This is a genomic window from Clostridium sardiniense, from assembly GCF_050584765.1.
Classification (GTDB): domain Bacteria; phylum Bacillota; class Clostridia; order Clostridiales; family Clostridiaceae; genus Clostridium; species Clostridium sardiniense_A.
On record NZ_JBNOOR010000001.1, the window covers coordinates 1,266,752 to 1,293,568 of the forward strand.

At 25.8% G+C, this 26,817-nt stretch carries 27 protein-coding genes; 17 read left to right on the forward strand and 10 right to left on the reverse strand.

Going from position 1 to position 26,817, the window contains the following annotated elements; all coding sequences use genetic code 11:
* Positions 1-82 precede the first annotated feature (82 nt).
* Together ACQPUW_RS06175 and ACQPUW_RS06180 are read left to right on the forward strand one after the other, a co-directional pair.
* Entirely contained in the window at positions 83-1,192 is a 1,110-nt protein-coding gene (locus tag ACQPUW_RS06175) for a M20/M25/M40 family metallo-hydrolase (RefSeq protein ID WP_430836592.1), read from the forward strand.
* Positions 1,193-1,336: 144 nt separating this feature from the next.
* Positions 1,337-1,492 (forward strand): hypothetical protein, encoded by a 156-nt coding sequence (locus tag ACQPUW_RS06180; RefSeq protein ID WP_430836593.1) that lies wholly within the window; start codon positions 1,337-1,339, stop codon positions 1,490-1,492.
* Between the two features lie 27 nt (positions 1,493-1,519).
* Here ACQPUW_RS06180 and ACQPUW_RS06185 read toward each other — a convergent pair whose 3' ends face one another.
* A complete protein-coding gene (locus tag ACQPUW_RS06185) occupies positions 1,520-1,831 on the reverse strand; it encodes a rhodanese-like domain-containing protein (RefSeq protein ID WP_430836594.1) in 312 nt (103 codons plus the stop codon).
* Positions 1,832-2,013: 182 nt separating this feature from the next.
* On the opposite strand from ACQPUW_RS06185, the gene ACQPUW_RS06190 reads away from it, so the two are divergent.
* The gene (locus ACQPUW_RS06190) at positions 2,014-3,132 is read left to right on the forward strand and encodes a DUF6398 domain-containing protein (protein WP_430836595.1); all 1,119 of its coding nucleotides are present in this window, start codon (positions 2,014-2,016) and stop codon (positions 3,130-3,132) included.
* A 207-nt stretch (positions 3,133-3,339) separates the two neighbouring features.
* Here the strand turns inward: ACQPUW_RS06190 and ACQPUW_RS06195 are convergent, their stop codons facing one another.
* On the reverse strand, positions 3,340-4,782 hold the full coding sequence (locus ACQPUW_RS06195; RefSeq protein ID WP_430836596.1) for an amino acid permease: 1,443 nt from the start codon (positions 4,780-4,782) through the stop codon (positions 3,340-3,342).
* A 381-nt stretch (positions 4,783-5,163) separates the two neighbouring features.
* On the opposite strand from ACQPUW_RS06195, the gene ACQPUW_RS06200 reads away from it, so the two are divergent.
* Together ACQPUW_RS06200 and ACQPUW_RS06205 are read left to right on the forward strand one after the other, a co-directional pair.
* The gene (locus ACQPUW_RS06200; RefSeq protein ID WP_430836597.1) at positions 5,164-5,337 is read left to right on the forward strand and encodes a hypothetical protein; all 174 of its coding nucleotides are present in this window, start codon (positions 5,164-5,166) and stop codon (positions 5,335-5,337) included.
* A 327-nt stretch (positions 5,338-5,664) separates the two neighbouring features.
* The gene (locus ACQPUW_RS06205; RefSeq protein WP_430836598.1) at positions 5,665-6,156 is read left to right on the forward strand and encodes a QueT transporter family protein; all 492 of its coding nucleotides are present in this window, start codon (positions 5,665-5,667) and stop codon (positions 6,154-6,156) included.
* Between the two features lie 29 nt (positions 6,157-6,185).
* Here the strand turns inward: ACQPUW_RS06205 and ACQPUW_RS06210 are convergent, their stop codons facing one another.
* From ACQPUW_RS06210 to ACQPUW_RS06220, 3 genes are all read right to left on the reverse strand, one after another.
* Entirely contained in the window at positions 6,186-7,454 is a 1,269-nt protein-coding gene (locus tag ACQPUW_RS06210) for a CapA family protein (RefSeq protein WP_430836599.1), read from the reverse strand.
* A gap of 9 nt (positions 7,455-7,463) precedes the next feature.
* Positions 7,464-8,240: a M15 family metallopeptidase gene (locus ACQPUW_RS06215; protein WP_430836600.1), complete on the reverse strand. Its 777-nt coding sequence runs from the start codon at positions 8,238-8,240 to the stop codon at positions 7,464-7,466.
* A 221-nt stretch (positions 8,241-8,461) separates the two neighbouring features.
* Positions 8,462-9,181, reverse strand: a complete 720-nt coding sequence (locus tag ACQPUW_RS06220) for a GntR family transcriptional regulator (RefSeq protein WP_430836601.1) — start codon at positions 9,179-9,181, stop codon at positions 8,462-8,464.
* A gap of 135 nt (positions 9,182-9,316) precedes the next feature.
* Between ACQPUW_RS06220 and ACQPUW_RS06225 the strand changes: the two genes are divergently transcribed.
* Positions 9,317-10,726, forward strand: coding sequence for a glycoside hydrolase family 1 protein (locus ACQPUW_RS06225; RefSeq protein ID WP_430836602.1), 1,410 nt, complete (start codon positions 9,317-9,319; stop codon positions 10,724-10,726).
* Positions 10,727-10,860: 134 nt separating this feature from the next.
* Positions 10,861-11,616, forward strand: a complete 756-nt coding sequence (locus ACQPUW_RS06230) for an exodeoxyribonuclease III (RefSeq protein ID WP_430836603.1) — start codon at positions 10,861-10,863, stop codon at positions 11,614-11,616.
* A 350-nt stretch (positions 11,617-11,966) separates the two neighbouring features.
* On the opposite strand, the gene ACQPUW_RS06235 is transcribed toward ACQPUW_RS06230, so the two are convergent.
* Positions 11,967-12,245: a hypothetical protein gene (locus ACQPUW_RS06235; protein WP_430836604.1), complete on the reverse strand. Its 279-nt coding sequence runs from the start codon at positions 12,243-12,245 to the stop codon at positions 11,967-11,969.
* Positions 12,246-12,430: 185 nt separating this feature from the next.
* Here ACQPUW_RS06235 and pulA point away from each other — a divergent pair, with 185 nt between their 5' ends.
* The 4 genes from pulA (at position 12,431) to ACQPUW_RS06255 (ending at position 16,209) form a co-directional block, all read left to right on the forward strand.
* Entirely contained in the window at positions 12,431-14,449 is a 2,019-nt protein-coding gene (gene pulA / locus ACQPUW_RS06240) for a type I pullulanase (RefSeq protein WP_430836605.1), read from the forward strand.
* Between the two features lie 95 nt (positions 14,450-14,544).
* The gene (locus ACQPUW_RS06245; protein WP_430836606.1) at positions 14,545-14,934 is read left to right on the forward strand and encodes an NUDIX domain-containing protein; all 390 of its coding nucleotides are present in this window, start codon (positions 14,545-14,547) and stop codon (positions 14,932-14,934) included.
* 191 nt (positions 14,935-15,125) lie between these two features.
* Positions 15,126-15,530 carry a hypothetical protein gene (locus ACQPUW_RS06250; RefSeq protein ID WP_430836607.1) on the forward strand — a complete coding sequence of 135 codons (405 nt, stop codon included), beginning with the start codon at positions 15,126-15,128 and terminating at the stop codon, positions 15,528-15,530.
* Between the two features lie 25 nt (positions 15,531-15,555).
* Complete coding sequence (locus ACQPUW_RS06255; protein ID WP_430836608.1) at positions 15,556-16,209, forward strand: isochorismatase family cysteine hydrolase; 654 nt, start codon at positions 15,556-15,558, stop codon at positions 16,207-16,209.
* A 13-nt stretch (positions 16,210-16,222) separates the two neighbouring features.
* On the opposite strand, the gene ACQPUW_RS06260 is transcribed toward ACQPUW_RS06255, so the two are convergent.
* Positions 16,223-17,080, reverse strand: a complete 858-nt coding sequence (locus ACQPUW_RS06260; protein ID WP_430836609.1) for an LD-carboxypeptidase — start codon at positions 17,078-17,080, stop codon at positions 16,223-16,225.
* A gap of 108 nt (positions 17,081-17,188) precedes the next feature.
* Between ACQPUW_RS06260 and ACQPUW_RS06265 the strand changes: the two genes are divergently transcribed.
* From ACQPUW_RS06265 to ACQPUW_RS06280, 4 genes are all read left to right on the forward strand, one after another.
* The gene (locus ACQPUW_RS06265; protein ID WP_430836610.1) at positions 17,189-19,090 is read left to right on the forward strand and encodes an ABC-F family ATP-binding cassette domain-containing protein; all 1,902 of its coding nucleotides are present in this window, start codon (positions 17,189-17,191) and stop codon (positions 19,088-19,090) included.
* Positions 19,091-19,231: 141 nt separating this feature from the next.
* A complete protein-coding gene (locus ACQPUW_RS06270; RefSeq protein WP_430836611.1) occupies positions 19,232-19,417 on the forward strand; it encodes a hypothetical protein in 186 nt (61 codons plus the stop codon).
* A 183-nt stretch (positions 19,418-19,600) separates the two neighbouring features.
* Positions 19,601-21,166: a DUF2828 family protein gene (locus ACQPUW_RS06275; RefSeq protein WP_430836612.1), complete on the forward strand. Its 1,566-nt coding sequence runs from the start codon at positions 19,601-19,603 to the stop codon at positions 21,164-21,166.
* Positions 21,167-21,902: 736 nt separating this feature from the next.
* The gene (locus ACQPUW_RS06280) at positions 21,903-22,901 is read left to right on the forward strand and encodes a tyrosine recombinase XerC (RefSeq protein ID WP_430836613.1); all 999 of its coding nucleotides are present in this window, start codon (positions 21,903-21,905) and stop codon (positions 22,899-22,901) included.
* 31 nt (positions 22,902-22,932) lie between these two features.
* Here ACQPUW_RS06280 and ACQPUW_RS06285 read toward each other — a convergent pair whose 3' ends face one another.
* A complete protein-coding gene (locus ACQPUW_RS06285; protein WP_430836614.1) occupies positions 22,933-23,502 on the reverse strand; it encodes a hypothetical protein in 570 nt (189 codons plus the stop codon).
* A 103-nt stretch (positions 23,503-23,605) separates the two neighbouring features.
* Complete coding sequence (locus tag ACQPUW_RS06290) at positions 23,606-24,040, reverse strand: hypothetical protein (RefSeq protein ID WP_430836615.1); 435 nt, start codon at positions 24,038-24,040, stop codon at positions 23,606-23,608.
* A 152-nt stretch (positions 24,041-24,192) separates the two neighbouring features.
* Here ACQPUW_RS06290 and lexA point away from each other — a divergent pair, with 152 nt between their 5' ends.
* Both lexA and ACQPUW_RS06300 read left to right on the forward strand, forming a co-directional pair.
* Positions 24,193-24,798 (forward strand): transcriptional repressor LexA, encoded by a 606-nt coding sequence (gene lexA / locus ACQPUW_RS06295; RefSeq protein ID WP_430836616.1) that lies wholly within the window; start codon positions 24,193-24,195, stop codon positions 24,796-24,798.
* A 68-nt stretch (positions 24,799-24,866) separates the two neighbouring features.
* Positions 24,867-25,481: a metalloprotease family protein gene (locus tag ACQPUW_RS06300; protein ID WP_430836617.1), complete on the forward strand. Its 615-nt coding sequence runs from the start codon at positions 24,867-24,869 to the stop codon at positions 25,479-25,481.
* A gap of 22 nt (positions 25,482-25,503) precedes the next feature.
* On the opposite strand, the gene ACQPUW_RS06305 is transcribed toward ACQPUW_RS06300, so the two are convergent.
* Positions 25,504-26,790 carry an aminotransferase class I/II-fold pyridoxal phosphate-dependent enzyme gene (locus tag ACQPUW_RS06305; protein ID WP_430836618.1) on the reverse strand — a complete coding sequence of 429 codons (1,287 nt, stop codon included), beginning with the start codon at positions 26,788-26,790 and terminating at the stop codon, positions 25,504-25,506.
* Positions 26,791-26,817 lie beyond the last annotated feature (27 nt).

A 26,817-nucleotide genomic window follows, 5' to 3' on the forward strand; every position in this document is an offset into this window, starting at 1 on the left:
TATCATGTTAATCTTTAAATTTATATTATTTCTTGGTAAGATAAACATATGTATTTTATAAATGTACAAAGGAGTAATAAGTATGATAAATAGAGAGAGAGTTTTGGATAGATTTATTGAATATATTCAAATTTCAAGCGAAAGTAAAAATGAAAAAGTTTTTAGTGAAAAACTTACAGAAGATTTAGAAAAAATTGGACTAGAAGTTTCTAGAGATAATGCAGGAGATATTATTGGTGGAACAACTGGTAATATAATAGCTAAATTAAAAGGAGATGAATCAAGAGAGCCTTTATTATTTAGTTGTCATATGGATACAGTTACACCTGGCATTAATATAAAACCTATAATAAAGGATAATATTATATCTTCAGATGGAACAACAATTTTAGGTGGAGATGATAAGGCTGGTATTGCAGCTTTAATAGAAGCTTTAACTAATGTTAAAGAGGAGCAAGTTGATCATCCTACTATAGAAGTTATATTTACAATAGCTGAAGAAATCGGATTATGTGGTTCTAAGAATCTTGATTATTCAAAAATAGAATCAAAAAGAGGGTTCGTTTTAGATACTAGCGGCGAGGTTGGAACAATTGTAAATAAAGGACCTGCTCAAGACAAGATTGATATTATAATAAAAGGAAAGCCAGCACATGCAGGGGTTGCACCTGAAAATGGAATAAGTGCTATTAATGTAGCTAGTAAAGCTATTGTAGCTATGAATCTTTTAAGAATAGATGAAGATACAACAGCTAATATAGGAACAATTAAAGGAGGAACAGCTACTAATATAGTTTGTCCAGAAGTAGTTATAGAAGCTGAAGCTAGAAGTACAAAGATAGATAAATTAGATAAACAAACAAAACATATGGTAGATACGTTTAATAAAATTTGTGATGAAGAGAATGCACAATGTGAAATAAAAGTAACTAGAGTGTATGGTCAATTTGTTGTATATGAAACTGATGATATAATAAAATTAGCTTCAAAGTCATTTGAGAATTTAGGATATAAAGTCGAAATTAAATCTTCAGGTGGTGGAAGTGATACGAATATATTAAATTGTAATGGAATCAAAGCAGTTAACCTTGCTATAGGTGAAAGAAGTCCTCACACATTAGATGAGCATTATCATATAGATGATTTAGTAAAGGTAAGTAAATCTATTTGTGAGATAATACAAAATGCATAGATGTTAATAAATAAAAGAACTGAAGTATATATTTCAGTTCTTTTATTATTTATAAACTTATTTTAGTTTTAAATAATTATATTTTTAGTGAATACCATAGGAGATGAAGGTAATAATTAATAATAAGTTTGAAAGGAGAATTATATGGAAATTAATAATTGTATTTTGTGTAAAGGAACAGGTGTTATTGAATGTGAATGTATAGAATTCTTCAATAAGCTAGATAATTGCCCAGTTTGCAATGGAGAAGGTGAGCACTATTGTCCTATTTGTAGTAGTAGTAGTAATTTACCAGATTGAAATTTATATAAAATAAAAAACTGTGTATTAAACACAGTTTTTTTCTATATCTCCATCCCATGATAACATCCCTCCACGAATATTAACACCACTTTTTATATCTAAATCATCTAATAAAGATACTGCATGAGCACTTCTATTTCCACTTTTACATATAAAATAAATTGGTTTATCAGTTGGTAAATTATCACTATAGTCTTCTATATCAGATAATGGTATATTTTTTGCAGATGGTATATGTCCTAGTTCAAACTCCTCTTTTTCTCTTACATCAATTAATAATGTAGAAGGGTCATTTGATAATAATGCTTTTAATTTATTTGTTGATATTTGTTTCATAATATATGATCTCCTTATTAAGTCTAATAATTTTTAATTATACCATATTATTAAAAATTATTAGACTTAAATTTTATTATATATAAATAAATTAGTGAAAATAATCCTTGAATAGTTGCATTATTATGTAAAGTTATTATAAAATCATACTTAGGAAAAAAAGTAAGGAGTTATAATTTATAATGCAATATATATGTAATAAAAATGAACAATTAAATAAAGATATAAAAGTACTAATAGAAGAGTATATTAAAAAGTATTTAAGCAAAGATGACACTTATTTATTTATGAATGCACTTGATATATTAATTAAATTAAATGATATTGATATGAATAAAGGTAAGATTGAATCATGGGCATGTGGAATAGTACATGCTGTATGTAGTCTTAATGATTTAAATATTAAGGTTGGAGATATTTATACGTTTTTTAATGTTAGTAATAGCACTGGATTAAAGAGATCGAAAGCAATAAGAGAATTACTAACAAAACATAATTATAATGAAAATAAATCTAATAATAAAGAAATAAAAAATAACTTAAACAATATAGATTATATAAATGCACAAAAAAAGATAAAAGAAGCTTATGAACAAAAGAATTTCAGTAAAAAGGTTATTTTAGCAAAAGAGGCATTAAATATTTGTGAAAATTGCTCAGATGCATATATTATTCTTTCAAATGATAAAAGCTTAAACGATCAAAAAAAGGAGCAATTATTAAGAAAAGCCGTAGAAGCATCAATAAATATATTAGGAGTTTCTGATATTAAAGATTTATATGATGTAACGGATTCCGTAAAAGAGATTAGACCATATTTAGGTGCTCAATACAGATTAGCAAATCATTTATGGGTTAGCGGAAATAAAAAAGAGGCAGTAGATATATGTATGCATTTATTGGAGTGTGACCCTAAAGATAGGCTTATAATTAGAAGTATCTTATTAAGCTGGACATTATTAATAAAGGATCATGATAAGACAAATACTATATTAAATAAGTATAGTAATGATTATTTAACTGCAACAGTGTATAGTAAAGCTTTATATTTAATAAAATGTGGTGAAATAGAAAAAGGAAAACGCGAATTAAGAAAAGCTATAAGATATAATAGATTTGTAATACCTTATATATTAAAAATGAAGAGAATACCTAAAGTATTACCTATAATAACTAGGTTTGGTTCAGAAGAGGAAGCTATACATTATATGTTATATGGTTATGATGCTTGGAATAATGTTCCGAAAGCTATAAATATAGTGAAAGAAACATATAAAGAAATAAAAAAGGATTGGACTTAAGTCCAATCCTTTTTTTACTTCTTACGAATTATTTTATAATATTATTGATATTAAATTTGTATAGAAGAATAAAATATATAAGATTATTCTGTTATATGTTTTTCTGGATATATGTATATGTTAGTTGATTTTTTTAACTTAATACTCATATTTAAAATAATAAAAAATTAGGAGTAGTTAAACTCCTAATTTTAATATAGTACTATATTATTTTAAATACTCAGAATTTTTTCTTTTAGCTATACTAGGTAGTATTAAGCCTAATCCCAATAATACGAATATAGTAGCTATATTCATAGAGACTTGGAATATCCATGATGCAGAAAATGCTTCAGCATTTGTTGGGAAGATACCCATTATACATGCAAATGCAGTAAACATAAAGCACCATATACCAAAGCCTAATGCTAACTTATTGTTTTTAACAAATTTATAGTCTGAATGAAAAGTTCCTTTTACAGCTTTTCTAAGCATTATATAAGCTAAGAATACCCATAAATATCTCATAGGCATAACAACCGCGTTTAATTTTAATAACCAAGTAAATAGAGAATTAACATCACCAATACCTAGTGCTGGAACTATTATTAAAATTGAAACTAATATTGTTGTCATTATATAACCGTTTGTTGGAACACCGCGTTTATTTACTTTAGCTAATGATCTTGGTACATATCTATCATCTGTATCAGCTAATAACACTTTTAGAGGAGCGTCTATTGAGAAGACTAAAGCAGAAACTTGTCCAGCAAAATTTGCTAAAGCATATAGTATTAAGAAGAAATTACCAACACCATAGTAGTCGCCAAGCATTTGAAATGCATAATATGCTCCGTTCATCATTAAATCATCTGGAATATTTGTAGCATCAAACATTATTCCCATTGCAAAAGATCCTAATATTGCACAAATAGCCACCATTACAGCAAGAGCTATCATACCTCTAGGAAATCCTTTCTTAGGATCTTTCATATTATTTACATATGGAGATATTTTTTCAGCACCTCCAACTGCAAAGACAAGCATAGCTAATGTCGTAAAATATGTAAAATCAAATTTGGGTATGAAGGTTTGAAAATTTATATTAGGAGTTGCAATATGTACTCCTCTTATAGATGGTGCTGCTATAACTAATAAAATATATAATAAGGACATAATGAAAGTTGCTATACCAGCTACTGTACCTATTTTACCTAATGAATTAATTCCTCTTGATGCAATCCATACAAAAAATAAAAAAACTACCAAACATATAGACTGTAATACTATAGGGTTCATATTATTTAATGTTGTACCATCTTGAAATACAGCCCATCCTAAAGAAATAGTAACAGCTTGTGGCTTTTGAGCAAGGTATGGTATATGAACTACCCAATACGTCCAACCTGCCAAATAAGCTATTTTAGGACTCGTTGTTTCTCCGATCCAAGAACTGACTCCACCTTTACTATCTTTAAATGTTGAACCTAACTCACCAACCATAAGTGCATATGGTATAAAGTAAAGAGCTAAGATTAAGACCCAAGAGGTAATTACAGTAAGGCCTTGATTTGCAAAATTATTAACTATATTACCGAAGCCCCATACAGTAACGAAGGCCATAAGTCCTAAGTTATACCACATAAGTTTTTTTGAATTGTTATTATCCATGTTGTTTCCTCCCTTATGAATTGTAATTTGTTAATTACAAAATAGTATAAATTTAGCTAAGATTAAGATATATTTTATATTTAATTAAAGCTTGTAATTAAAAAATATAATTCAAATTTTAATATTAATGTGAAATATTAATAACATTTTCAAAATATTACAAATATACAATATTATATTAACAAATTTTACTAGGGAAGTTGTGTATTTTCTGAAAACTTTTCATTTTCTATAATTTTTATGAATAGCATTACATTTAAATATATCAAGAATTGTAATGAAAAATAAAATATGTATAAAATGTATATATTAATAGCGTATGGATAATAATATTAAAAACATTAGGTGTGATATAAAATAATTTTAAGACTGGAGAATTATATGTTTGATATTTTGACTATAGATGATCTAATAAATTATTTATCAGAAATAGAAAGAAAATATGGAAATGAGTTAGTATTAACAAATAATACAGGATTAATACAAGATATTGATGACTTAATACAGATAGATAATGAAGTTGGAACTATATTAATAAAAGATAATGAAAACTAACTAATAAAAGTATTTATCATATATAGTTAGTAAAAAATAGAGATAACAACTAGGAAAGTTATGTAAGGCATTAAATGTATAAGATATAAATTTATTCTACCTTATTCGTAAATGAAAAATATATTATTTACCACTAAAGGTTTTTATCTTTAAAAAATATATTTATAAAATGCTAAAAGTATTGAAAGTAAGGAACTTGTAATATATAATAAGAAATGCAAAAATAAAGATGACAGTTCGTAAGCCTCCTGTCAAGAAACAAAACTAAGGCAAAATTGTTTTTTACCTGGATAATGAACTGAAGTCTTGCTTCTAGGGGGAGATTTCATGGATAAAACTATAAAGAAAATAATATTTACAGGTATTATTGCCGCATTATATGCAGCATTAACATTAATGCTAGCACCTATAAGCTATGGACCTGTACAATTTAGATTTTCTGAAATACTTGTATTACTAGCATATTTTAATCCATTATATATATGTGGACTTACTTTGGGATGTTTTATTGCCAATTTATTAGGCCCAAATGGGTTAGTTGATGTAGTCTTTGGTACACTAGCTACTTTTATAAGCGTATATGCAATTTACATAAGTAGCAAGATTAAAATGAAAGATAAATATAAATTATTTATAGCATCAATATGGCCAACAGTAGTGAATGGAATTATTATTGGATTAATGTTAAGCTATGTATTAAATATTCCTTTTATAATAGCTATGGCAGAAGTTGCAGTAGGAGAGTTTGTAGTTGTTACAATTATAGGAGTTCCATTAATTTATAAGTTAAGAGATAAGATTAGAGGGATGAATATATAAAAGGCTATCATATGATAGCCTTTTTTTACTTATGGAAAACTTTTTGTTCCTAAAGAATCACTTCCTATAATTCTTTTTGTATCATTAAGAGATCGATTTAATTTATTTATAGAATTGCCAGATAATTTATATTTTGAACTATTATTTAAAGCATCTACAACTGGAATTACTCTATGGATAAATAATCCATTATCTTTTGGTTCTCTATATACCCAGGTAGGAGTTATATTATAGTTTTTAAGATAAAGCTTATTATTTTTTAATCCAAGTGTAAAGTTTATTAAAAGCCCATCTTCAGTTAATTTTTTTTGAATTTCTTCATAACATTGATTAGATAAAAAATTACCTTGTGAATAGGCAACAAAAGTTGAATGGCCAGAGTCGCTTGTTAAAATCTCATATGGCTGTATTACATGTGGATGACCTCCTAAAACAATATCTACTCCAAGTTCATTCATTTTTTTGGCGATATTCTTTTGTGCTTTATTTTCCTTTGTTACGTACTCTTCTCCCCAGTGAAAGGAACCTATAATAAATTCAACACCTTCTTTTTTCATATCCTTTATAGAGTTTTCAACATCCTTGTATAATACGGATAAATTATTATAATCAAATGTATTAATCAATGGATAAACATCTTTAGGTATTTGTATTCCGTTTATAGTATTAGGGCCAGTTTTGTATGTATAAGCAAACATACCAATTTTATGACCATCTATTTCATAAATAATGTAATTTTTATCTTGCTTGTCTCTTTTTACACCTATATTGATTAAATTTTTATTTATACTCTTGGTTATAGTATTTTTTACTCCAGAAGAACCTTTATCAATAATATGATTGGATGCATAATTAATTACATCAAATCCAGTGTTTTTTAAAGTATCTAAAAATTCATCAGGAGAATTGAATGTTGGGTAGCCTTGAGGTTTTCCACCATTAAATGTACCCTCAAATACTCCAATAGAAAGATCGGAATTATATATAGTATCTTTTATATATTCAAAACTTTTATCAAAGTTATAATCTCCAGAAGTCTGTTTTGCGCCTAATATTTGGGCATCATGAACTATAAGATTTCCTACAGAAGTTATAGTATATAATTTTTCATTTTTATCCTTCTTCTCATCATCATGTGTATCTTTGCTATCAGATATTTCTTCTGGATTACTATAACTATCATTTCTATTTAAAATAGAGTTCACAGAGTATATTCCTATTCCTAAAAATATAAAAAGTATTAGCAAAGCAACATATCTTCTTATTATATATTTTCTTTTTTGTTTTTTTTCTTTCATTGAATACCTCTAATTTATAGATTCTAAATCATTTTTTAATAATTTTATTTCATCATCAAGATTGGTTAAGTATTCCTCTAAGCATAAATCACTCTCCATTATTTTAGTAGCATGTGATACACCTACATATCTATAATGCCATGGCTCATATGAATATTTAGTGACATTGACTTTATCTTTAGGATATCTTAGAATGAAGCCATATTTATAAGAATTTTCTTTTAGCCAAGTGAATGCTTTAGTATTTTCAAAGCCGCTGTCTAATTTCGTATAATCCTTACTAACAATATCTATAGCAAATCCAGTTTCATGTTCACTAGCACCTGGTGGTGCAGAATATTTTAATGCAGCTTCTTTTCCCTTAGCTTTTACATTAGTATTGAACAAATTAACCTGATTTTGGTGAGTACGGTATCCAGATGCACCAATTAAATCTATTCCAGCAAGCTTAGCGTCATTAAACATATCTTTGGCATGTTCAGAAACTGTTTTATTTAATTTTGTAGTAGTAATGTGAGATAAAAATGGTAAATTAGATTCTTCAATATCATTAGCAACATAATTATCAGAAAGTAAAGTATCTTTATTTACTAAAAAGATATTTGGATCCTTCCTTGCTTCTTCAAGTGTATTAAGTTTGTTCTTTAAAGAAGTATTATTACTTGTATATACACTTTCAATATTAGAATTAATTTCATTTTTTGAAATTAGAAATCCTGATAATGCTATTAATACAAATGTAGTAGAGCATATAAGAATTCTTTTAATAATTTTTTTTTGTTTCATTCACAAATCCCTTCCATATTTAACAATCTTTTTACTTAATATTACCACGTAAGCATTATACATACAATAAAATATAGCTTAATTTCAAAAAAATGGACATTTCAATTATATTTATATTTGAATATTCAAGTAATAAAATTAAATAAAAATTTTGAATTATAATTTATGGGAAGATAAGCTTAATATTAGGATGAAAAAATTAAAGGACGGAGAATCCGCCCTTATTTTTTTGATGTAAAAGAAGTGAATTCAAATTTATCATATCTATGTCTAGAAAATGAATATTCAAAAGCTTTACCATTAGATAGATAAGCTATCTGCTCTACTTCAAGAATAGGCTCATTTTCAGACAATAATAGATAATCTCTATCTGATTCAGTACTAGGAGAGGCCCTAAGAATCTTTTTAGAGCTAGAAATACTTAGTTTAAGTTCCTCTTCTATATATTTGTATATAGATTTTCTAAGAATCTCTTCTGTTATACCGGATATTATAGATGCATTCATGTAAGTTTTCTCTATTACATATGGAGAATTATTAATATATCTAACTCTAATTATCTCGTATACAGGGTCATTTAATTTTATTGATAAAGCATTTTTTATTGATTTTGTTGCAAATATAAGCTTAAATGATATTAATTTATTAACGATATCATATTCTATAGAATCAGTTAATCCAGATATTACTTCATTATTTAATTTAAATACTGGAGAGTATTTAGAGGATGTATTATCTCGTATAAAACTTCCTGAGCCTCTTCTTCTGTATATGATTCCTTCTTGAACTAATAAATCAATCGCACGTCGCATTGTCATTCGACTACAATCAAATTCTTTTGATAATTGTATTTCATTTGGTATTGGATTATTTAAATTATTATAGGTACCATTATTAACTCTATTTAGTAATTCTTTATATATGGCTAAATATTTATTCATATATCCTCCGTATTAAATTAAATTATATATATATATATAATATCATATTAATAAATATATACAAATAAGAATATGTATAGACAAATTTACAAATGTAATTGTATAATAAAAATATAAGATTTAGGAGGGGATAATATGAGAAATATAAAATTTTCAGAGAATTTTTGGTGGGGAGCAGCTACATCAGGACCTCAATCAGAGGGGGATTTCAATAAAGTAAATAAAAATATATTTGACTATTGGTATGAAATAGAACCAGATATATTTTATGATAAAATTGGTCCAAAAGTAGCTTCTAATTTTTATAATGATTATAAAGAAGATATAAGTAAAATAGCTAGTATAGGATTAAATTCATTTAGAACATCAATACAATGGACTAGGCTGATAAAAGACTTTGAATCTGGTGAACTAGATGAAGATGGGGTTAAATTCTATAATAATGTTATTGATGAATGTATAAAAAACAATGTAGAGTTAGTTATGAATTTGCATCATTTTGATTTACCAATAGAATTATATGAAAAATATGGTGGTTGGGAATCTAAATATGTAGTAGACTTATTTGTATTATATGCAAAGAAAGCTTTTGAATTATTCGCTGATAGAGTAAAGTATTGGACTACATTTAATGAACCAATTGTAATCGTTGAAGGTCAATATCTATATCAATTCCATTATCCTAAGATAATTGATGGAAAAAAAGCAGTACAAGTTGCTTTTAATTTAAACCTTGCATCAGCTAAAGTAATAAAAGAATTTAAAGAATTAGGATATAATAAAAATGGTGGTAAGATTGGTACTATACTTAACTTAACTCCAGCTTATCCAAGATCTGAGGATAAGGAAGATATTAAAGCAGCAGAATTTGCAGAGAACTTCTTTAATAGATTATTTTTAGACCCTGCAGTAAAAGGAACATTTCCAGATGAATTAGTGGAGATATTAAAAAATGATAATGTAATTTGGGATAGTACTGAAGAGGAGGATTTGATAATAAAAAATAATACAGTGGATTTCTTAGGTGTTAATTATTATCAACCATCAAGAATAAAGAGTAAAGAGAGTTCTTTTGATAGTACTAAATGGATGCCTGATAATTATTTTGATAGATACGATATGCCAGGAAAAAGAATGAATCCATATAGAGGATGGGAAATATATCCTAAGTGTATGTATGATATAGCTATAAATATAAGAGATAATTATAATAATATTCCTTGGTATATATCTGAAAATGGTATGGGAGTAAAAGGAGAAGAGCAGCATATAGACAGTGATGGCATGATAAATGATGATTATAGAATAGAGTTTATACAAGAGCACTTATACTATCTAAATAAGGGGATAAATGAAGGTAGTAATTGTTTTGGATACCACCTATGGACACCTATAGATTGTTGGTCATGGTGTAATGCTTATAGAAATAGATATGGATATATAAGTTTAGATTTAGAAACAGGAGAAAAAACAATTAAGAAATCAGGATACTGGATTAAAGATGTGAGTAATAAGAATGGCTTTGAGTTAACTATAGATATATAACAAGTTTTGAATTAAGATAAGAAGAGGAACAAAGGAAACTATTAATATTAAGGTTTCCTTTGTTGGTTTTTAAATATTTATATTATATCAATATTTTGATGATATAATAAATTTATTGAAGGAGGAGTAGTTAGATGAAAAAGTTAATATCATGGAATGTAAATGGAATTAGAGCTTGTGTTAAGAAAGGATTTTTAGATTTTTTTAATGAAATTGATGCAGATATATTTTGTATTCAAGAAACTAAACTTCAAGAAGGACAAATAGATTTAGAATTAGATGGATATTATCAATATTGGAATTATGCCGAAAAGAAAGGATATTCTGGTACAGCACTATTTACTAAAGAAGAACCTATAAATGTATTATATGGATTAGGTTTAGAAGAGCATGATAATGAAGGAAGGGTTATAACAGCTGAATTTGATGAATATTATGTAGTTACTGTATATACACCAAATTCTAAAGAAAAGCTTGCTAGAATAGAGTATAGAATGCAATGGGAAGATGCTTTTAGAGAATTTTTAAAGAACCTTGAAAAAAATAAACCAGTAATAGTTTGCGGAGATTTAAATGTTGCGCATAATGAAATAGATTTAAAAAATCCTAAATCTAATAGAAAGAACGCTGGATTTAGTGATGAGGAAAGAGAAAAGTTTAATATATTATTAGATAGTGGTTTTATAGATACATTTAGATACTTTTATCCTGAAATTGAAGGAATATATTCTTGGTGGTCATATAGATTTAATGCAAGAAATAATAATGCAGGATGGAGAATTGATTATTTCTTGGTATCATCTAGCTTGAAGGATAGATTAGTAGATGCAAAAATACATACAGAAATATTAGGATCCGATCATTGTCCAGTTGAAGTTATAATTAATTAATTTATGTAAATAAGCACCTATTAGATAATTTTATCTAATAGGTGCTTATTTTGAAGTAACTCTAGTGATTGTTGTAGAGTAATATATATATTAAGTAATAGCCTTTTATAAGGAGGCATAATATGAAAAAACTAATTATATCATCATTCAAGTATATCAGTTTAGCTATAATTTTTTTATTAGGGTTTATAATAGCTCCTTTTGTATTTAATGATTTTTCTTTTAGTTATTTTTATAAAATAAATTTTTGGGTTGGAATTTCACCACTTATTATTTTGATTCCCATATTATTTTTCGCGCTATTTAAAAGTGATAAATAATTCTTGCGGAGTGTTATTTTAACATTCCGTTTAAACATACTCTTTGTATTTGATTAAAATTTCTTCATGCAATTTATTAAGCGAGTTTAATTCCTCTTCAAATTTTCCATATAAGTTAATTGCTATTTCTTCCATATTACTTATAAAGTTAATATACTTATCTGTTGTTAGTGAATCTAACTTATTCATTATATTTTTAGGAAATATATATTCTTCATCAGTAGAGTATCCTAATATACTTTCTTCTTTCTTAAAATCAATAATTGTTGTAACAATTGTTATAACTTCACTTTCCGTAAATTCATTCATAAAGAGCTCCTTTTAATAGTAATTATTAATATATAGTATCACAATAATAGAGAAATATAAAGAAATTGCTTTACATATTATTACATATGGAAAGTGGTTAGAATTCACAGTATGCTATGTAGATGCATAATTTTAATAATAAGACTTACTAAATTACAAAAATATAGATTTAAGGAGATTTAATTATGTCAGATAACTATATGTATCTATGTAATCTTATGAAGAATAATTCAAGTGAATTTGAAAAAATGTTTTTTTATGATGGGGATTTGGGTGTAAAGTATACTAAAGAAAAAAGTATATTTTCATTATGGGCACCTTTAGCATCAAAAGTATTTCTTATTATATATGGTAATAAGGGGAGAAATCTAAATTATAAAGAAAGAGATACTATAGAAATGAATTATATAAATAAAGGAGTATGGAAAATAGAGGTAAATGGAGATTTAAACTATCAGTATTATAATTATTTAGTATTAAATGGTGATGTTGTAAATGAAGTTGTGGATCCATATGCAAAATCAGTTTCTTTGAATGGCCTTAGATCACAAGTAGTAAATCTAGAAGAAACTAACCCAGAAAATTGGAATAATGATATAAAGCCTAATTTTATCTCATTTCAAGCATCGAGTATATATGAGATTCATATAAGAGATTTTACTATTGATTCAAACTCAGGTGTTTTAATGAAAAATAGAGGTAAATTTCTAGGATTTTGTGAAGATAATACGACTATACCAGGTATTTATACAAAAACTTGTTTATCTCATTTGAAGGAATTAGGTATTACTCATGTTCATTTATTACCCGTTTATGATTTCTCTTCAGTTGATGAAAGTAACTTTGGCATTAATGAATATAATTGGGGATACGATCCTCAAAATTATAATGCATTAGAAGGTTCTTATTCACTTGATCCAGGACATGGTGAAATAAGGATTAATGAATTTAAGACTTTGATTAAAAAGCTTCATGATAGCAATATAAGAGTTGTCTTAGATGTTGTTTATAATCATACATTTAAAAGTGAAGATTCAAATTTTAATAAGATTGTTCCTAAGTATTATTATAGAGAAAATATCTTTGGTGGATTCTCTGATGGATCAGGTTGCGGAAATGAATTAGCTTCTGAGCGAAGTATGGTAAGAAAATTTATAATAGATTCTATAAAATATTGGGCTACAGAATATCATATTGATGGCTTTAGATTTGATTTAATGGGATTACATGATTTAGAAACTATTAAAACTATTAGAGATGAATTAAATAAAATTGATAAAACTATACTAATATATGGAGAAGGATGGGTAGGGGGAGATACTCCATTAAATTATTATGATAGAACTATAAAAGATAATTTAAATAGAGTTGATAAAAAACAAATTGCTTTATTTAGTGATGATATACGGGATGGAATAAAAGGAAATGTATTTTATAGATCTTCTCAAGGTTTTGTTAGTGGGGGGAGTGGACTTGAAGAGACTATAAAATTTGGAGTGGTAGCATCTACTTTTCATAAAGATGTTGATATAAGCAAAGTTAATTATTCTAATTTCTTTTGGGCTAATGAACCATATCAAACTATAAATTATGCTTCATCTCATGATAATTTTACATTGTGGGATAAATTATATTTATCAAATGGTTATGATGATGAAATAAATAGAGTATTAATGAATAAGCTCGCAGCAACGATAGTTTTTACTTCTCAAGGAATTCCATTTATGCAAGGTGGAGAAGAACTTTTAAGAAGTAAAAAAGATAGTAATGGTAATATAATAGAAAATAGCTATAATTCATCAGACGAAGTAAATAAGATAGATTGGAATAGAAAAAACTTATATAGTGAAGTATTCTCATGTTATAGAGAATTAATAAAGATAAAAAAAGAACATCCTGCATTTAGCATGGGAACATCACAATTAATACAAGAAAATCTAGTGTTTTTACGAAAGGATTATGATTTCTTTAAGGATAATCTTGTTTCTTTTAGAATAAATGGAATGGCTGTTAAGGATTCTTGGAGTGATATTATAGTTATTTATAATTCCAATAAAGATTATACAAATATAAAATTGCCTGATGGAAAATGGGAATTAGTATTTGACAGCCATTTTACAACAGTAGCTCATTCAAGTGACCTTTTTGAAAATATTTTTAATGCCGCTGGAATAGGTGGATATATTTTAGTTAAGAAATTATAAATTTATAAAATAAAGAGGAATTTCTGTTTTTTTATCGAATTAGTAAGATTGAGAATAAATTTATTTTACAAAAGTTGAATTAGGAGGGGATTATTATGGGGAATGTTATAGGATGCTCAATAATACTTAAAGATGATTTTAATAATGTATTAATAATAAAAAAGGGATCAAAGAAAAGTTTAGAACCTTGGAAATGCGTTGGAAGATTAAAAAAAGGAAAAGAATCTAATGAGAAATGTATTACAAATTCAATAAAGGAGGATTTGAATACTCTAGTATTTGATTTACAACCATTAAAAGAATTTGTAGTAAATAGCGAAACTAATGATTCAATTATGATATATGTAGGAAAAATTAAAGAATATATGAATCTTGGGAAAAAGGTTGTAGATATGAATTGGATATCTGAGAGAGAAATTGATAACTACGATTTTATAGATGGTGAAAAAGAAGTGCTTTTAGAGTACTTTAAACTTAATAAATAGTCTGATAAATTAAGCTAAATGAATATAGTCATTTAGCTTTTATTTTCTAAAACTAAGGTTATAATCAAAGTATATCAGAAAACATTTCCTTGGAAATAATTGGATGAAATGTTTGAAAATTTATAAAGTATTGTTAATATATAATGATAAAGATATAATATATAATAAAAAAGGCGTTAGGTTGTGAGCATATGATAAAGATACGTATAGATAAGAATAGATGTGGGGAGCCAATATTTAAAATAAAGCTAGAAGAAGAGAAGATAAAAGATAATAGATTGTTATATAGAGGTATATTGGCCGGAAAAAGAATATCAGGGTTATATAATTTTCAAATTCCAATGAAGTATTTTCTACCTATATATAATAATTTAGATAAGAATGAAGTTATTTTAGATACAAGAAGTATCTATTCATATTTAGAGTTTTCAGATGAAATAGAAGAAAATTACTATTACTCAATTATAGCTACACCTAAATACATGAGACGTTGGAGAGAGGAAAACTGTCAAAATATTTATAAAATAACTATAGATAAAGAGACAAAAGAGTTAGAGAAACGTATAGCTTTTAAAAAAATAGAGGTAGCTATATAGTATTTAAATGGTATGGAGGGTATATATGAATAAACTTATTAGTAATATAGAAAAGGAAATATTAGAATTAAATAAAATTACATTAGAGGATATAAGTAGTAATATAAAGGATGATACCGCATTAATAGTAGTTGATATGATAAATGGCTTTTATACAGAGGGTATGTTAGCCTCAGATAGAGTTGGCGATATAATATCTCCTATAGTTAATTTAATTGATAATATGAAAGAATGTGAGAAAATAATATTTGTTGATAATCATACTATAAATTCAACAGAGTTAAACACATATCCATCGCATTGTATAGAAAATAGTTCTGAAGTAGAGATAATTCCAGAGATTAAAGAAAGAGTTTTAGATAGCGAAAATTATGAAATAATTAAGAAAAATTCCATTAATGGATTCCATGCTAAAGAATTTAAAGAATGGCTAGATAAGAATAATCAGATTAATAATTTTATTATTGTTGGCGTATGTACTGATATATGTGTAGAGACTTTTGCTATATCTCTAATAACCTATTTTAATGAAAATAATATAGATAAGAAAATTATAATTCCAAAAGATTCAGTAGAGACGTATTCTGTAGGTAATCATGATGGAGATATTATGAATATTTTATCTTTATTTAAAATGAAGTCAAATGGAATTAATGTTGTTGAAAGTATAATAAGTTAGGATAAAACCTAACTTATTTTTTTATATCATAATATTTACCTATAACTATACCTTTTGATTCTAGATTATGACCTATCTCGTTAGTTTTAATTAAAGGTATATCGCTTTTTATACATATATCTATACATAGTTTTTCAAGATCACTATATTGTCCTTTAAGAGCTATCTCTGTAAACTCACCTATTATTAGACCAGATATTTTTTCGAACACTCCTAGCATACTATATTGAGCAAGAAAACTTCTTATTTTATTTATATCTCCTCCATTACTTTCTAAGAAAAGAATATTATTTTTAAAAGAAGGCATATATTCTGTGCCAGCTAGTTTAAGAGTACATCTTACATTTCCACCTAATACAATCCCTGTCATACTATCACCTAATAACCATTTGTGATTCCATGAAGAGAATAATGAAAATTTACTGTTTTTATTTAAAAATGTATTATAGAAATTTTCTAATCCTTGAGGAGATAAGATAGTTTTTATATTATAATAAAATGAATGTTTATCAGCTTTTTTATATATTGCATTTAATAATACAGATAAATCGCTATAACCAAAGTAAATAGCAGGCGATTCTTTTATAATATCAAAATCTATATAAGGTAATATCTCATTGCATAGGTCTCCTCCAGATACGTCAAAGATATGTGTTATTGATTTATCTTTAAATACAGTATTCAGTTCAGTACCTCTAGCTTTACCATTAGATAAAAACTCACTGTTTCTAAATATATTTTTAGAAACAACTACATTTAAATCAAATTTTTTTAGTAAATAAATTATCTTATTTAAATTAGCTTTATAGCTTATAGGAAGCTGATTTGAACACGCAATTAAATATATTTTAGTTTTAGAATTAAGTATCATATTATCACCTCTAAAGTTTATCTTTAATAAGATTATATACTAAAACTTTAATATTAGGTCTAAATTTGTTAGAATAATACTAATTAAATAATTTAGAGGAGTAAAAAAATGAATTTAATTACATTAGAGAATATAAATAAAAGTTATAGTGAAAAAATATTGTTGAAAGATGTTTCATTAGGTATTAATGATGGTGATAAAATAGGTTTAATAGGTTTAAATGGAGCGGGTAAATCAACATTTTTAAAAATAGTTGGTGGAAGAGAAGATTTTTTTGAAGGTACAAGAACTCAAGGAAAAAATGTTAGAATAGAATATCTATCACAAGACAATGAGTTTGATGATAACGCTACAGTTTTAGAACAAATATTCAAAGGTGAAACAAGAGAAATGAAGCTTTTAATGAAGTATGAAGAGGCTTTAAATAAAATAGAAAATGGAGAATTAGTTTCAAATGATAGTTTGATAAATCTTCAAGCACAAATAGATAATCAAAATTTATGGGATTTAGAAAGTGAAGCAAAGAGCATATTAAATAAATTAGGAATTACTAATTATTCAGAAAAAATGGGTAATTTGTCAGGAGGACAATGCAAAAGAGTATTTTTAGCCTCTGCACTTATTACACCTTGTGAATTATTAATATTAGATGAGCCAACTAACCATTTGGATTCTGATTCCATTGAATGGTTAGAAGAGTATTTAAATAATAGAAAAGGCTCATTACTTATGATTACCCATGATAGATATTTTTTAGATAGAGTATCTAATAGAATTATTGAACTAGATAGAGGAGCTTTATATTCATATGAAGGTAATTATACAAAATATCTAGAAAAAAAGATTGAAAGAATAGAAACAGAAAAATCACAAGAAGCAAAACGTCAATCACTAATTAGAAATGAATTAAAGTGGGTTAAAAGAGGAGCAAAAGCTAGAACTACTAAACAGAAGGCAAGATTACAACGTTTTGAGGAATTAGTAAATAAGGAATATATTGAAAATGATACAGATATAAAAATTAATTATGTTGGGACAAGATTAGGAAAAAAGATAGTTGAAATAAAACAATTAAATAAATCTTTTGATAAAAAGCAATTAATAAAAGATTTTTCTTATATCTTTACTAAGGAAGATAGAATAGGTATTGTTGGACCTAATGGAGCTGGAAAAACAACATTTTTAAATATATTATTAGGAAAAATACCTAGCGATAGTGGAGTAATAGAGGTTGGAGATACTGTTAAGTTTGGATTCTTTTCACAAGATGGAAAAGAGCTTAATGAAGATCTAAGAGTAATAGATTTTGTAAGAGAGGGTGGAGAATATATACCTACAGATGATGGTAGTAAAATAACAGCATCTACTTTATGTGAAAGATTTTTATTTGATGGTAGTATGCAATATTCACCTATAAGCAAATTATCAGGAGGAGAGAAGAGGAGATTACAATTACTTAGAGTTCTTATGGAATCACCTAATTTTATTATTTTTGATGAACCTACTAATGATTTGGATATTGAGACATTAAAAATTTTAGAGGATTTTTTAGATGAATACGTAGGTGTAGTAGTTGTTGTTTCTCATGATAGATATTTCTTAGATAGAGTATGTAATAAAATATTTGCATATGAAGAAAATGGAACTATAAGAGTGTTTCACGGTAATTATAGCGACTATTTAATTCAAATGGAAATGGATGCTAAAGAAACACCAAAGGTTATAGAAAATAAACCTAAAAAAGAAAGAATTAAAAAAGAAAATAAGGTTCCAAAGTTCTCCTTTAAAGAACAAAAAGAATTTCAAGAAATTGATAGTATAATAAGTGGTTTAGAAAGTAAGATTGATAATTTACAGAAAGAAATAGAAGAAAATTCATCTAATTACTCAAAATTAGAATCATTATTAGAAGAGAAGGAAGAATTAGAGTTAACATTATTAGATAAATACGAAAGACAAGAATACTTATATGATATTGCAAAGAAGATAGAGGAATATAAGAGAGGATAATCTAAAAATAAAATAAGAAGTTTAAATAAAAAGCTTTAGATTATTCTGAAGCTTTTTATTTGATTAAAGTTTATTAGTAATATATAATATAATAAACTATAAAACTTATTATATTTTGTACGTAAGTGGGAGTTGATATATATGGAAATTAAAATATCATTAAAAGGAAAGAGAGATTTTCTTAGATTTTCTGGTGATAGGATTGATATTTTAGATTTTGAGATGAATGAAACTAAATATAAACAAATCAGAATATTTAAAAAAGGTTTTTCTAAGTCTGAGTATATTGATAATAAATTGATAAATTGGATAAAGGAAGTAAAGTAGAGGTAAAAGAAGGAACTATTCTTCTTTTTTTTATATAAGGAATTATTATGAGTTTTGTAGCATACTTATTAATTGTAAAGGTATTTTACAGCTATAAAACTTATGTATACCTTGTTTTTATAAAGACACATACAGCTTCTACTAATATTTATCTGTGTCTTGTATATTAAGGAGTGAATTAAAATGCCGTTAAAATTGTTAAGCAGATTAAAAGAAGAGATATTAAATATTGATGCTGATATATATCAAGAAATATATGAGGATCAATATGATGATGAAAAATATAATAGTAATTCTAGTGTTAAATTACTAGCTTTGTATAATGAAATATTAAATTCTATAAATGATAATAGATTGTTAGAAAAAATATTGCTTAAGGAGTCATTAGAGGAAGATAGTATCTCTAGTATAAAACTATTATTTTATACTAGAGATATAGAATATGGGCTAGGAAGGCGAGAGCTTTTTAGGGATGCAATAAGATATACAGCATTAAATTATAGTGAAAAACTACAGGATTATATTTATTTAATACCTAAGTACGGAAGATGGGATGATTTATACTCTTTATTTGACACTCCTTGTGAAGACGATGTAATAAATATTTTTAAAGAGCAAATTAATAAAGATATAGAATCTGATAATCCATCAAATCTTGGGAAATGGCTCAAATCCATAAATACATCATCTGAAGCTAGTAGAGAACTTGCAAGAAAAACTGCTAAAGGACTTAATTTATCTTATTCAGAATATAGAAAATTAACAAGTTTATTAAGAAGAAGAATTGGAGTAGTAGAGCAGAAAATATCAAACAACGAGTGGGATAAGATTAAATATGGAGATGTACCAGCATTAGCATATAAAAAATATAAAGAAGCATTTATTAAAAATGATTATGAAAGATTTCAAGACTATGAAAATATAAGTAAAATAAATAGATCGACAAATTTTGATAGCCAGAATAATAATGATAAAATAAGCTTTATAAATTATTTAAGAATACTCCTGGATATAGATTATAATGGGGAGGAGAGCAGTAAATATGAAGAGGAATTGATTAATTTTATAAAATCAATGGATGTACAATCCGGAAACTGGATTACAGCTCTTTCTATAAGTAAAAGTGATTTATCAAATCAAAGCAACTATTTAATAGAGAGTTTATACTTTTCATTATATTATCTATATAATAATACTGGTTTGTTTAAAGATTATATAATGAAAACAAGTAAACCTTGTAATTTTAAAAAGATAAAAAGTGATGATATGTTGGAAAAAATAAAGGAGATAATAAGTAATTCTATAAGTGATTATATAAATATTGAAAGTATATTGGATTTAATACTTTTGGCTGCTATAAAACATGGAATAGATGATGAAAATCTTCCTGCAGGTGTATTAATTATAGTTGATGATATAAATAAAGTTAAAGGTGCGAACATATGTTCACAACAAGAAAAAGAGCACTTTGGGTATGATAAGCTTCAAGAAAAATGGAGATCAGCAGGATATACATTACCAGAAATAAAGATATTAGAATTGAATAGAAATAGTAAATTTAGTATAAAAGAATTAAATGAGAATTTTCATATAATAACTGGCTTCGGTGAAAAAATATTTGATACAGTTATTAATGATGAATTGGATTTAATGGATGAAAACTTAAATATAGATAATAATATAGAAAATGAATGCAATATAAATAATAACTTGGATGAAATACTGAAAAATGAAAGATATAATATATAAAAGTGAAATAAAATAAAAGGCATAATAAATTTATTATGCCTTTTATTTTATTTAGAATTATAGAATATATAAATTTTAAATAAAAAACCATAGATAGAAAAGCACTTCTAAACAAAAGTTGAAATTAAAAATTTGTATAAAAGGCCAGTGGTTTATTTTCATATAAAAAGACATATAAAAAGAATAGTGAAATTCAGCGAATTAAAGAGGAATGTTACAAGTGTGAATAAAAGAAAATGAATAAAATTCGCATATATTATTTCGCTAAATAACAATTTAGCGAAATAATATCAAAAAATAAGTAGGAAAATTCTAAAATAGTATAGTTTTTATAAAAATACTAGATTATTATTAGTTGCTTGATTGTAAATTTAAAATATTCGATATATTTACATTATTTTTAATATACTGATTATTTGTAATATTAATAACATTTAGAATATATTTATTTTATAAAATGTTATTAATATTCTAACTTTTAAAGGTTAAATAAGGTCAGGATTTCTCCTGCTTATTATTGAATTTGTTATAGAAAAATTTCATTTTCTAAAAGATCGATATATCTATAATATAAATATATAATTTAGATTAGATATATAATTTAGATTAGATATTTAATATAATATAGATAAATATGCCAATATCAGATAATCAGAACATATGTTCGCTTAAGCTTCTAATTAATAATAAAATATGCTAAAATTAGATATAAATATATTATAAAGAAGGTGTTGACATGTTATACGATTTTAAGGACTTAAAGAAAAGTGAGTCTCTCCCACCTATTGCTGTAGATTTTTTAAATTATTTAGAAACCATAAAAGCTAAATCTATAAATACAATAGATGCTTATAAAGTAGATCTTACTATGTTTTTTAGATTTCTTAAATTATATAGAGATGAAGTTATAGATAAAAATACAGAATTTGAAGATATTATTATAAATAATATAGATAATGATTTTATAAAAAAAATTAAGTTATCAGAATTATATGCCTTTATGAGTTTTTTAGAGAAATATAGAAATAATAGTGCTTATGCTAGAGCTAGAAAAGTTGCAACTTTAAAATCGTTTTTTAAATATCTTCAGAATAAAGCTAAAATAATAGATGAGAATCCTACATTAGAATTAGAATCTCCTAAAATCAATAAAAGACATCCAATATATTTAAATTTAAATGAAAGTATACAGCTATTAAAATCTATGGATAAAAATAATAAAAATTATCATAGAGATTATTGTATTATAACATTGTTTTTAAATTGTGGAATGAGATTATCTGAACTATGTAATATAAAATTGGATAAAATATCAGGAGATACTTTAACTATTATAGGAAAAGGTGATAAAGAGAGAACTGTTTATTTAAATGAAGCCTGTATGAAAGCTTTATCTGATTATTTATCACATCGTGATGATTCTAAAACTATCGATGATAATAAAAAATATTTGTTCTTATCAAATAGAGGTACTCCTATAAATAAGAGAACTGTTGAAATAATGGTTAAAAATTATACAAAACGTGCCGGTCTTAAAGATGAAAAATATACTCCACATAAACTTAGGCATACCGCTGCTACATTAATGTACAAGCATGGAGATGTAGATATAAGATCATTACAAACTATTTTAGGTCATGAAAATATATCTACAACACAAATATATACACACGTTGATGATGATACTTTAAGAGAGGCTGTAAAATCTAATCCTTTATCAAAAATTCAAAATTAAAAAAGACCAACATTTTTGTTGGTCTTTTTTATTATCCCATAATTGGATTTCCTAATATTTCATTTAAAGCTTTTATTATTTCTTGAGAGTTTCCATCGTATACAACTAATACTCTACCCTTTTTATAAAAATGAGGAGCAGTAGTCCAAGTCATTGTTACTCCATTTATTGTCTTTCCGTTATCTTGAATTGATTTAATATCTTCTTCTAACTTTCCTTTTGCATCCATTGGATATTCATATAAAGATAATTCCCCACCCTTTATTTTTACAATTTGCTTATCAACTGAAAAAATCTTTGTATTATCATTAGCTTGGGTGCTAGTTACTTCAGGATTAAAGCCTTTTTCTTTTAAGTCTTTTATTATAGCATTTTTATCATATTTAGCTTCATCATCAGTAAATTTTTTTATTGTTTCGTTTGTCGCATTTTTAACGTCATTAACTCCTTGTTCTACTTTTTCTTTAGTTTCATTAGCACCTTGTTCCACTTTCTCTTTTGTATCATTTACTGTTTTATTATTTGTACATCCTATTAATGAAAAAGATGATACTATTATACTGCTTGCTACAATAAGTTTGGTTAATTTTAATTTATTCATATTAATCTCTCCTATTCTTATCATAATTTCAGTATTAGTATTTATCTATTTTATTTAATTTATTCTGAATAAAAAAATAAGTGGTTTAATTCCACTTATTTTTTTATTGTTTATTCTTTTTTATTAATCTTCTGACACCTGGGAAAATTTCTTCTGTTTCTTCTTCAAGTGTATCTTCTAACAAATCTGCCTCATCTAAATATTCAATAAATTCAAAGGCGTCTATATATTTTTCTTCACTTTCAGATTTTATATCAGAATTAAAATTATTTTCATCTATTTTTAGTGATGAATATGCTTCTTTTAGAGCTTTTTCTAAATCTTCTTTATCAAGTGTAGGATCAATATTTTGTGCTTTTGCAATCATATTTTTCCATTCTTCTTCTAAGAATTTATTTTCTTCAATATTTTTTGCTATATCTTCTATTTTTATTGCTCTTATATCAATACCGTCTTCTTCAAGACATTTTCCGCAGTTATCACATATCTTGTTTTGATATAAATCACAATAATCATCATCAGTATACTTTTTTATCATTGTTACACCATCCTTTTCAGTGTATAAAATCAAACTATATTATAACAAATTAAACTTATAAATACAAACAGAACATATGTTTCAAGAACATAAGTTTGATATATATTTACTCATATGATATAATTAGTTCAAAGAATGTGAGGTGCTATGCAATGTTAGAGGGTAAAGATAAACAGAGTCAAATATATGATTTTTTAAAAAATTATACTGAGAATAAGGGTTACCCACCATCTGTAAGAGAGATTTGCGAGGCTGTAAGTTTAAAATCAACATCAACAGTACATGGTCACTTAAAAAGATTAGAGAAAAAAGGCCTTATAAAGAGAGATCCTACTAAACCAAGAGCTCTTGAAATAATTGAATTTTCACAACCTAAACGTGAAATGATTAATATACCTATAATAGGTAATATAACTGCTGGCGCTCCAATTCTAGCCACAGAAAATATAGAGGATACTTTTACATTACCAATTGATTTTATAAAACATAATAGAGAATTATTTATGCTTAAAGTTAGTGGTAATAGTATGATTAACGTAGGAATAAATGACAATGATTTAGCTATAATTGAAAGAACACAAACCGCGCTTAATGGTGATATAGTAGTTGCTTTAATAGATGATACTGCTACTATTAAAAGGTTTTTTAAAGAAAAGGATTATATACGTCTTCAACCAGAAAATGATAGCATGGATCCTATAATTATAGATGATTGCAAAATATTAGGAAAATTAGTTGGTATTTTTAGAGCCTACTAAAGAATACGTTAAATAAGAGAGTCATATATATATATGACTCTCTTATTTTTATTATTAAAGGAGGATTTATGAAAATTTTAAGCTATAAAACAAATAATACTTCTAGAAAAGAGATATTTAAAAATAGATTTTATATCTTTATCTTTATATTTTTTCTAACCTTTTTTACTTTTGGATACAAATTATTTTTTTATAAAGATGCTTTTGTAGTAACACTTTTATCATATTTATTATTAATGTTTTTATGTATATTTTTATGCATTCCAATACATTTATTAATCCAAGGAGTTGCATATAAGAAATTTAAAAATATTAATTTAATACTGTGGATAGATAATCTTCATATTTCAATTTATTATAATAAATATGCAAGTAATAAAAGACATGTATTATCTTTAATATTACCTTTTATAACATTAACAGGTATACCACTATTTATCACAACTTTTTTGCATGATAGTTTAGTCTTAATTAGTATTGCTTCTGCTAATATGTTATTTTCATCATTAGACTTATATAATTTGTATAGATTTATAAGACATTATAATGATAAATTTATTTTTAATGGTATTGATATTATAACTGAAGCTAAGCATAAAGATTTATCTGAACATTTTAAAGAAAATACTAAAAGTGAATATAAAAATATAGAACTTGATTTAGATTTAAATAAAATGGCTTAGAGAAAACTCTAAGCCATTTTATTTAAGAATTTAAAACTTTATTTAAAGCAATTAATACACCAATTTTAGCATGATCAAATGTAAGACCACCTTGAATATAAGCTATATAAGGTTCCCTAATAGGAGCATCTGCAGATAATTCAATTGAAGAACCCTGTATAAATGCTCCAGCTGCCATTATTACTTCATCTTCATAACCTGGAGTTGGAATTGGAATACAATGAACGAATGAATCAATTGGTGAGCCTTGTTGTATACCTTTAATAAACTCAATTAATTTTTCTTTGTTTCTAAATATAATTGTTTGAACTATATCTGTTCTCTTTTCTTTTGAAGATGGTTTAGCTTCAAATCCAGCAAGTTCCATAACTTTTGCACAAAAAATAGAACTTTTTACAGCTTCAATAGTTACATGAGGAGCTAAGAAGAATCCTTGGAATAATGTTCTCATAACTCCAAGTGTAGCTCCACATTCACCACCTATTCCCGGAACAGTTAATCTATATGATGCATTATCAACATACCTTTGTTTCCCTACTATGTATCCACCAGTTGGAGAAATTCCCCCTCCTATATTTTTGATTAAAGAGCCAGCCATTAAATCTGCACCAAAATCTGTAGGTTCTATTATATCTACAAATTCACCATAACAATTATCCACAAAAACTAGTATATTTTCATTTAAGCTTTTGACTAATTCAATTACTTCTTTTATTTGATTAAGTTGAAGTGAACTTCTAGTACTATATCCAGTACTTCTTTGTATATGTACCATTTTTATTGATGAATCATTTAATATAGATTCTTTTATTTTTTCTAAATCAAAATATTTTTCATCTATTAAGTCAATCTCATTATACTTAATTCCATATTCTATAAGAGATCCCATTCCATCATTTTTACTTATTCCAATTACTCCGTGTAATGTATCATATGGTTGTCCTGATATTGCAAGTAATGTATCTCCAGGACGTAGATTACCAAATAAAGCGGTACCAATAGCATGAGTACCATTTACAAAGTGTGGTCTAACAATAGCAGCTTCGGTATTAAATACTCTTGCATATACTTTGTCTAAACCATCTCTTCCCATATCATCATAAGCATATCCAGTTGTATTTGTAAAATGGCTATCACTTATTCTTTCATCTTGAAATGCAGAAAGAACTTTTAATTGATTATATTCTCTAATTTCATCTAATTTTTTAAATTCATCTTCTACATCCTCTAAAGCTTTCTTGTAAAGCTCAAATGCATTATTTTTAATATTATGTTTTTTTATAATTAATTCCTCTGTTGCTTTTAACATATTAGCCTCCTGTATAAATTAAACACA

Coding starts and splice junctions, on each gene's coding strand:
- ACQPUW_RS06185 (WP_430836594.1), bottom strand. CDS start 1,831: ATGAAACAAATATCAACAAATAAATTAAAAGCATTATTATCAAATGAC.
- ACQPUW_RS06175 (WP_430836592.1), top strand. CDS start 83: ATGATAAATAGAGAGAGAGTTTTGGATAGATTTATTGAATATATTCAA.
- ACQPUW_RS06255 (WP_430836608.1), top strand. CDS start 15,556: ATGAATAAACTTATTAGTAATATAGAAAAGGAAATATTAGAATTAAAT.
- ACQPUW_RS06280 (WP_430836613.1), top strand. CDS start 21,903: ATGTTATACGATTTTAAGGACTTAAAGAAAAGTGAGTCTCTCCCACCT.
- ACQPUW_RS06270 (WP_430836611.1), top strand. CDS start 19,232: ATGGAAATTAAAATATCATTAAAAGGAAAGAGAGATTTTCTTAGATTT.
- ACQPUW_RS06305 (WP_430836618.1), bottom strand. CDS start 26,790: ATGTTAAAAGCAACAGAGGAATTAATTATAAAAAAACATAATATTAAA.
- ACQPUW_RS06215 (WP_430836600.1), bottom strand. CDS start 8,240: ATGAAACAAAAAAAAATTATTAAAAGAATTCTTATATGCTCTACTACA.
- ACQPUW_RS06210 (WP_430836599.1), bottom strand. CDS start 7,454: ATGAAAGAAAAAAAACAAAAAAGAAAATATATAATAAGAAGATATGTT.
- ACQPUW_RS06275 (WP_430836612.1), top strand. CDS start 19,601: ATGCCGTTAAAATTGTTAAGCAGATTAAAAGAAGAGATATTAAATATT.
- ACQPUW_RS06200 (WP_430836597.1), top strand. CDS start 5,164: ATGTTTGATATTTTGACTATAGATGATCTAATAAATTATTTATCAGAA.
- ACQPUW_RS06235 (WP_430836604.1), bottom strand. CDS start 12,245: ATGAATGAATTTACGGAAAGTGAAGTTATAACAATTGTTACAACAATT.
- pulA (WP_430836605.1), top strand. CDS start 12,431: ATGTCAGATAACTATATGTATCTATGTAATCTTATGAAGAATAATTCA.
- ACQPUW_RS06250 (WP_430836607.1), top strand. CDS start 15,126: ATGATAAAGATACGTATAGATAAGAATAGATGTGGGGAGCCAATATTT.
- ACQPUW_RS06220 (WP_430836601.1), bottom strand. CDS start 9,181: ATGAATAAATATTTAGCCATATATAAAGAATTACTAAATAGAGTTAAT.
- ACQPUW_RS06290 (WP_430836615.1), bottom strand. CDS start 24,040: ATGATAAAAAAGTATACTGATGATGATTATTGTGATTTATATCAAAAC.
- ACQPUW_RS06190 (WP_430836595.1), top strand. CDS start 2,014: ATGCAATATATATGTAATAAAAATGAACAATTAAATAAAGATATAAAA.
- lexA (WP_430836616.1), top strand. CDS start 24,193: ATGTTAGAGGGTAAAGATAAACAGAGTCAAATATATGATTTTTTAAAA.
- ACQPUW_RS06230 (WP_430836603.1), top strand. CDS start 10,861: ATGAAAAAGTTAATATCATGGAATGTAAATGGAATTAGAGCTTGTGTT.
- ACQPUW_RS06225 (WP_430836602.1), top strand. CDS start 9,317: ATGAGAAATATAAAATTTTCAGAGAATTTTTGGTGGGGAGCAGCTACA.
- ACQPUW_RS06265 (WP_430836610.1), top strand. CDS start 17,189: ATGAATTTAATTACATTAGAGAATATAAATAAAAGTTATAGTGAAAAA.
- ACQPUW_RS06245 (WP_430836606.1), top strand. CDS start 14,545: ATGGGGAATGTTATAGGATGCTCAATAATACTTAAAGATGATTTTAAT.
- ACQPUW_RS06205 (WP_430836598.1), top strand. CDS start 5,665: ATGGATAAAACTATAAAGAAAATAATATTTACAGGTATTATTGCCGCA.
- ACQPUW_RS06195 (WP_430836596.1), bottom strand. CDS start 4,782: ATGGATAATAACAATTCAAAAAAACTTATGTGGTATAACTTAGGACTT.
- ACQPUW_RS06180 (WP_430836593.1), top strand. CDS start 1,337: ATGGAAATTAATAATTGTATTTTGTGTAAAGGAACAGGTGTTATTGAA.
- ACQPUW_RS06260 (WP_430836609.1), bottom strand. CDS start 17,080: ATGATACTTAATTCTAAAACTAAAATATATTTAATTGCGTGTTCAAAT.
- ACQPUW_RS06285 (WP_430836614.1), bottom strand. CDS start 23,502: ATGAATAAATTAAAATTAACCAAACTTATTGTAGCAAGCAGTATAATA.
- ACQPUW_RS06300 (WP_430836617.1), top strand. CDS start 24,867: ATGAAAATTTTAAGCTATAAAACAAATAATACTTCTAGAAAAGAGATA.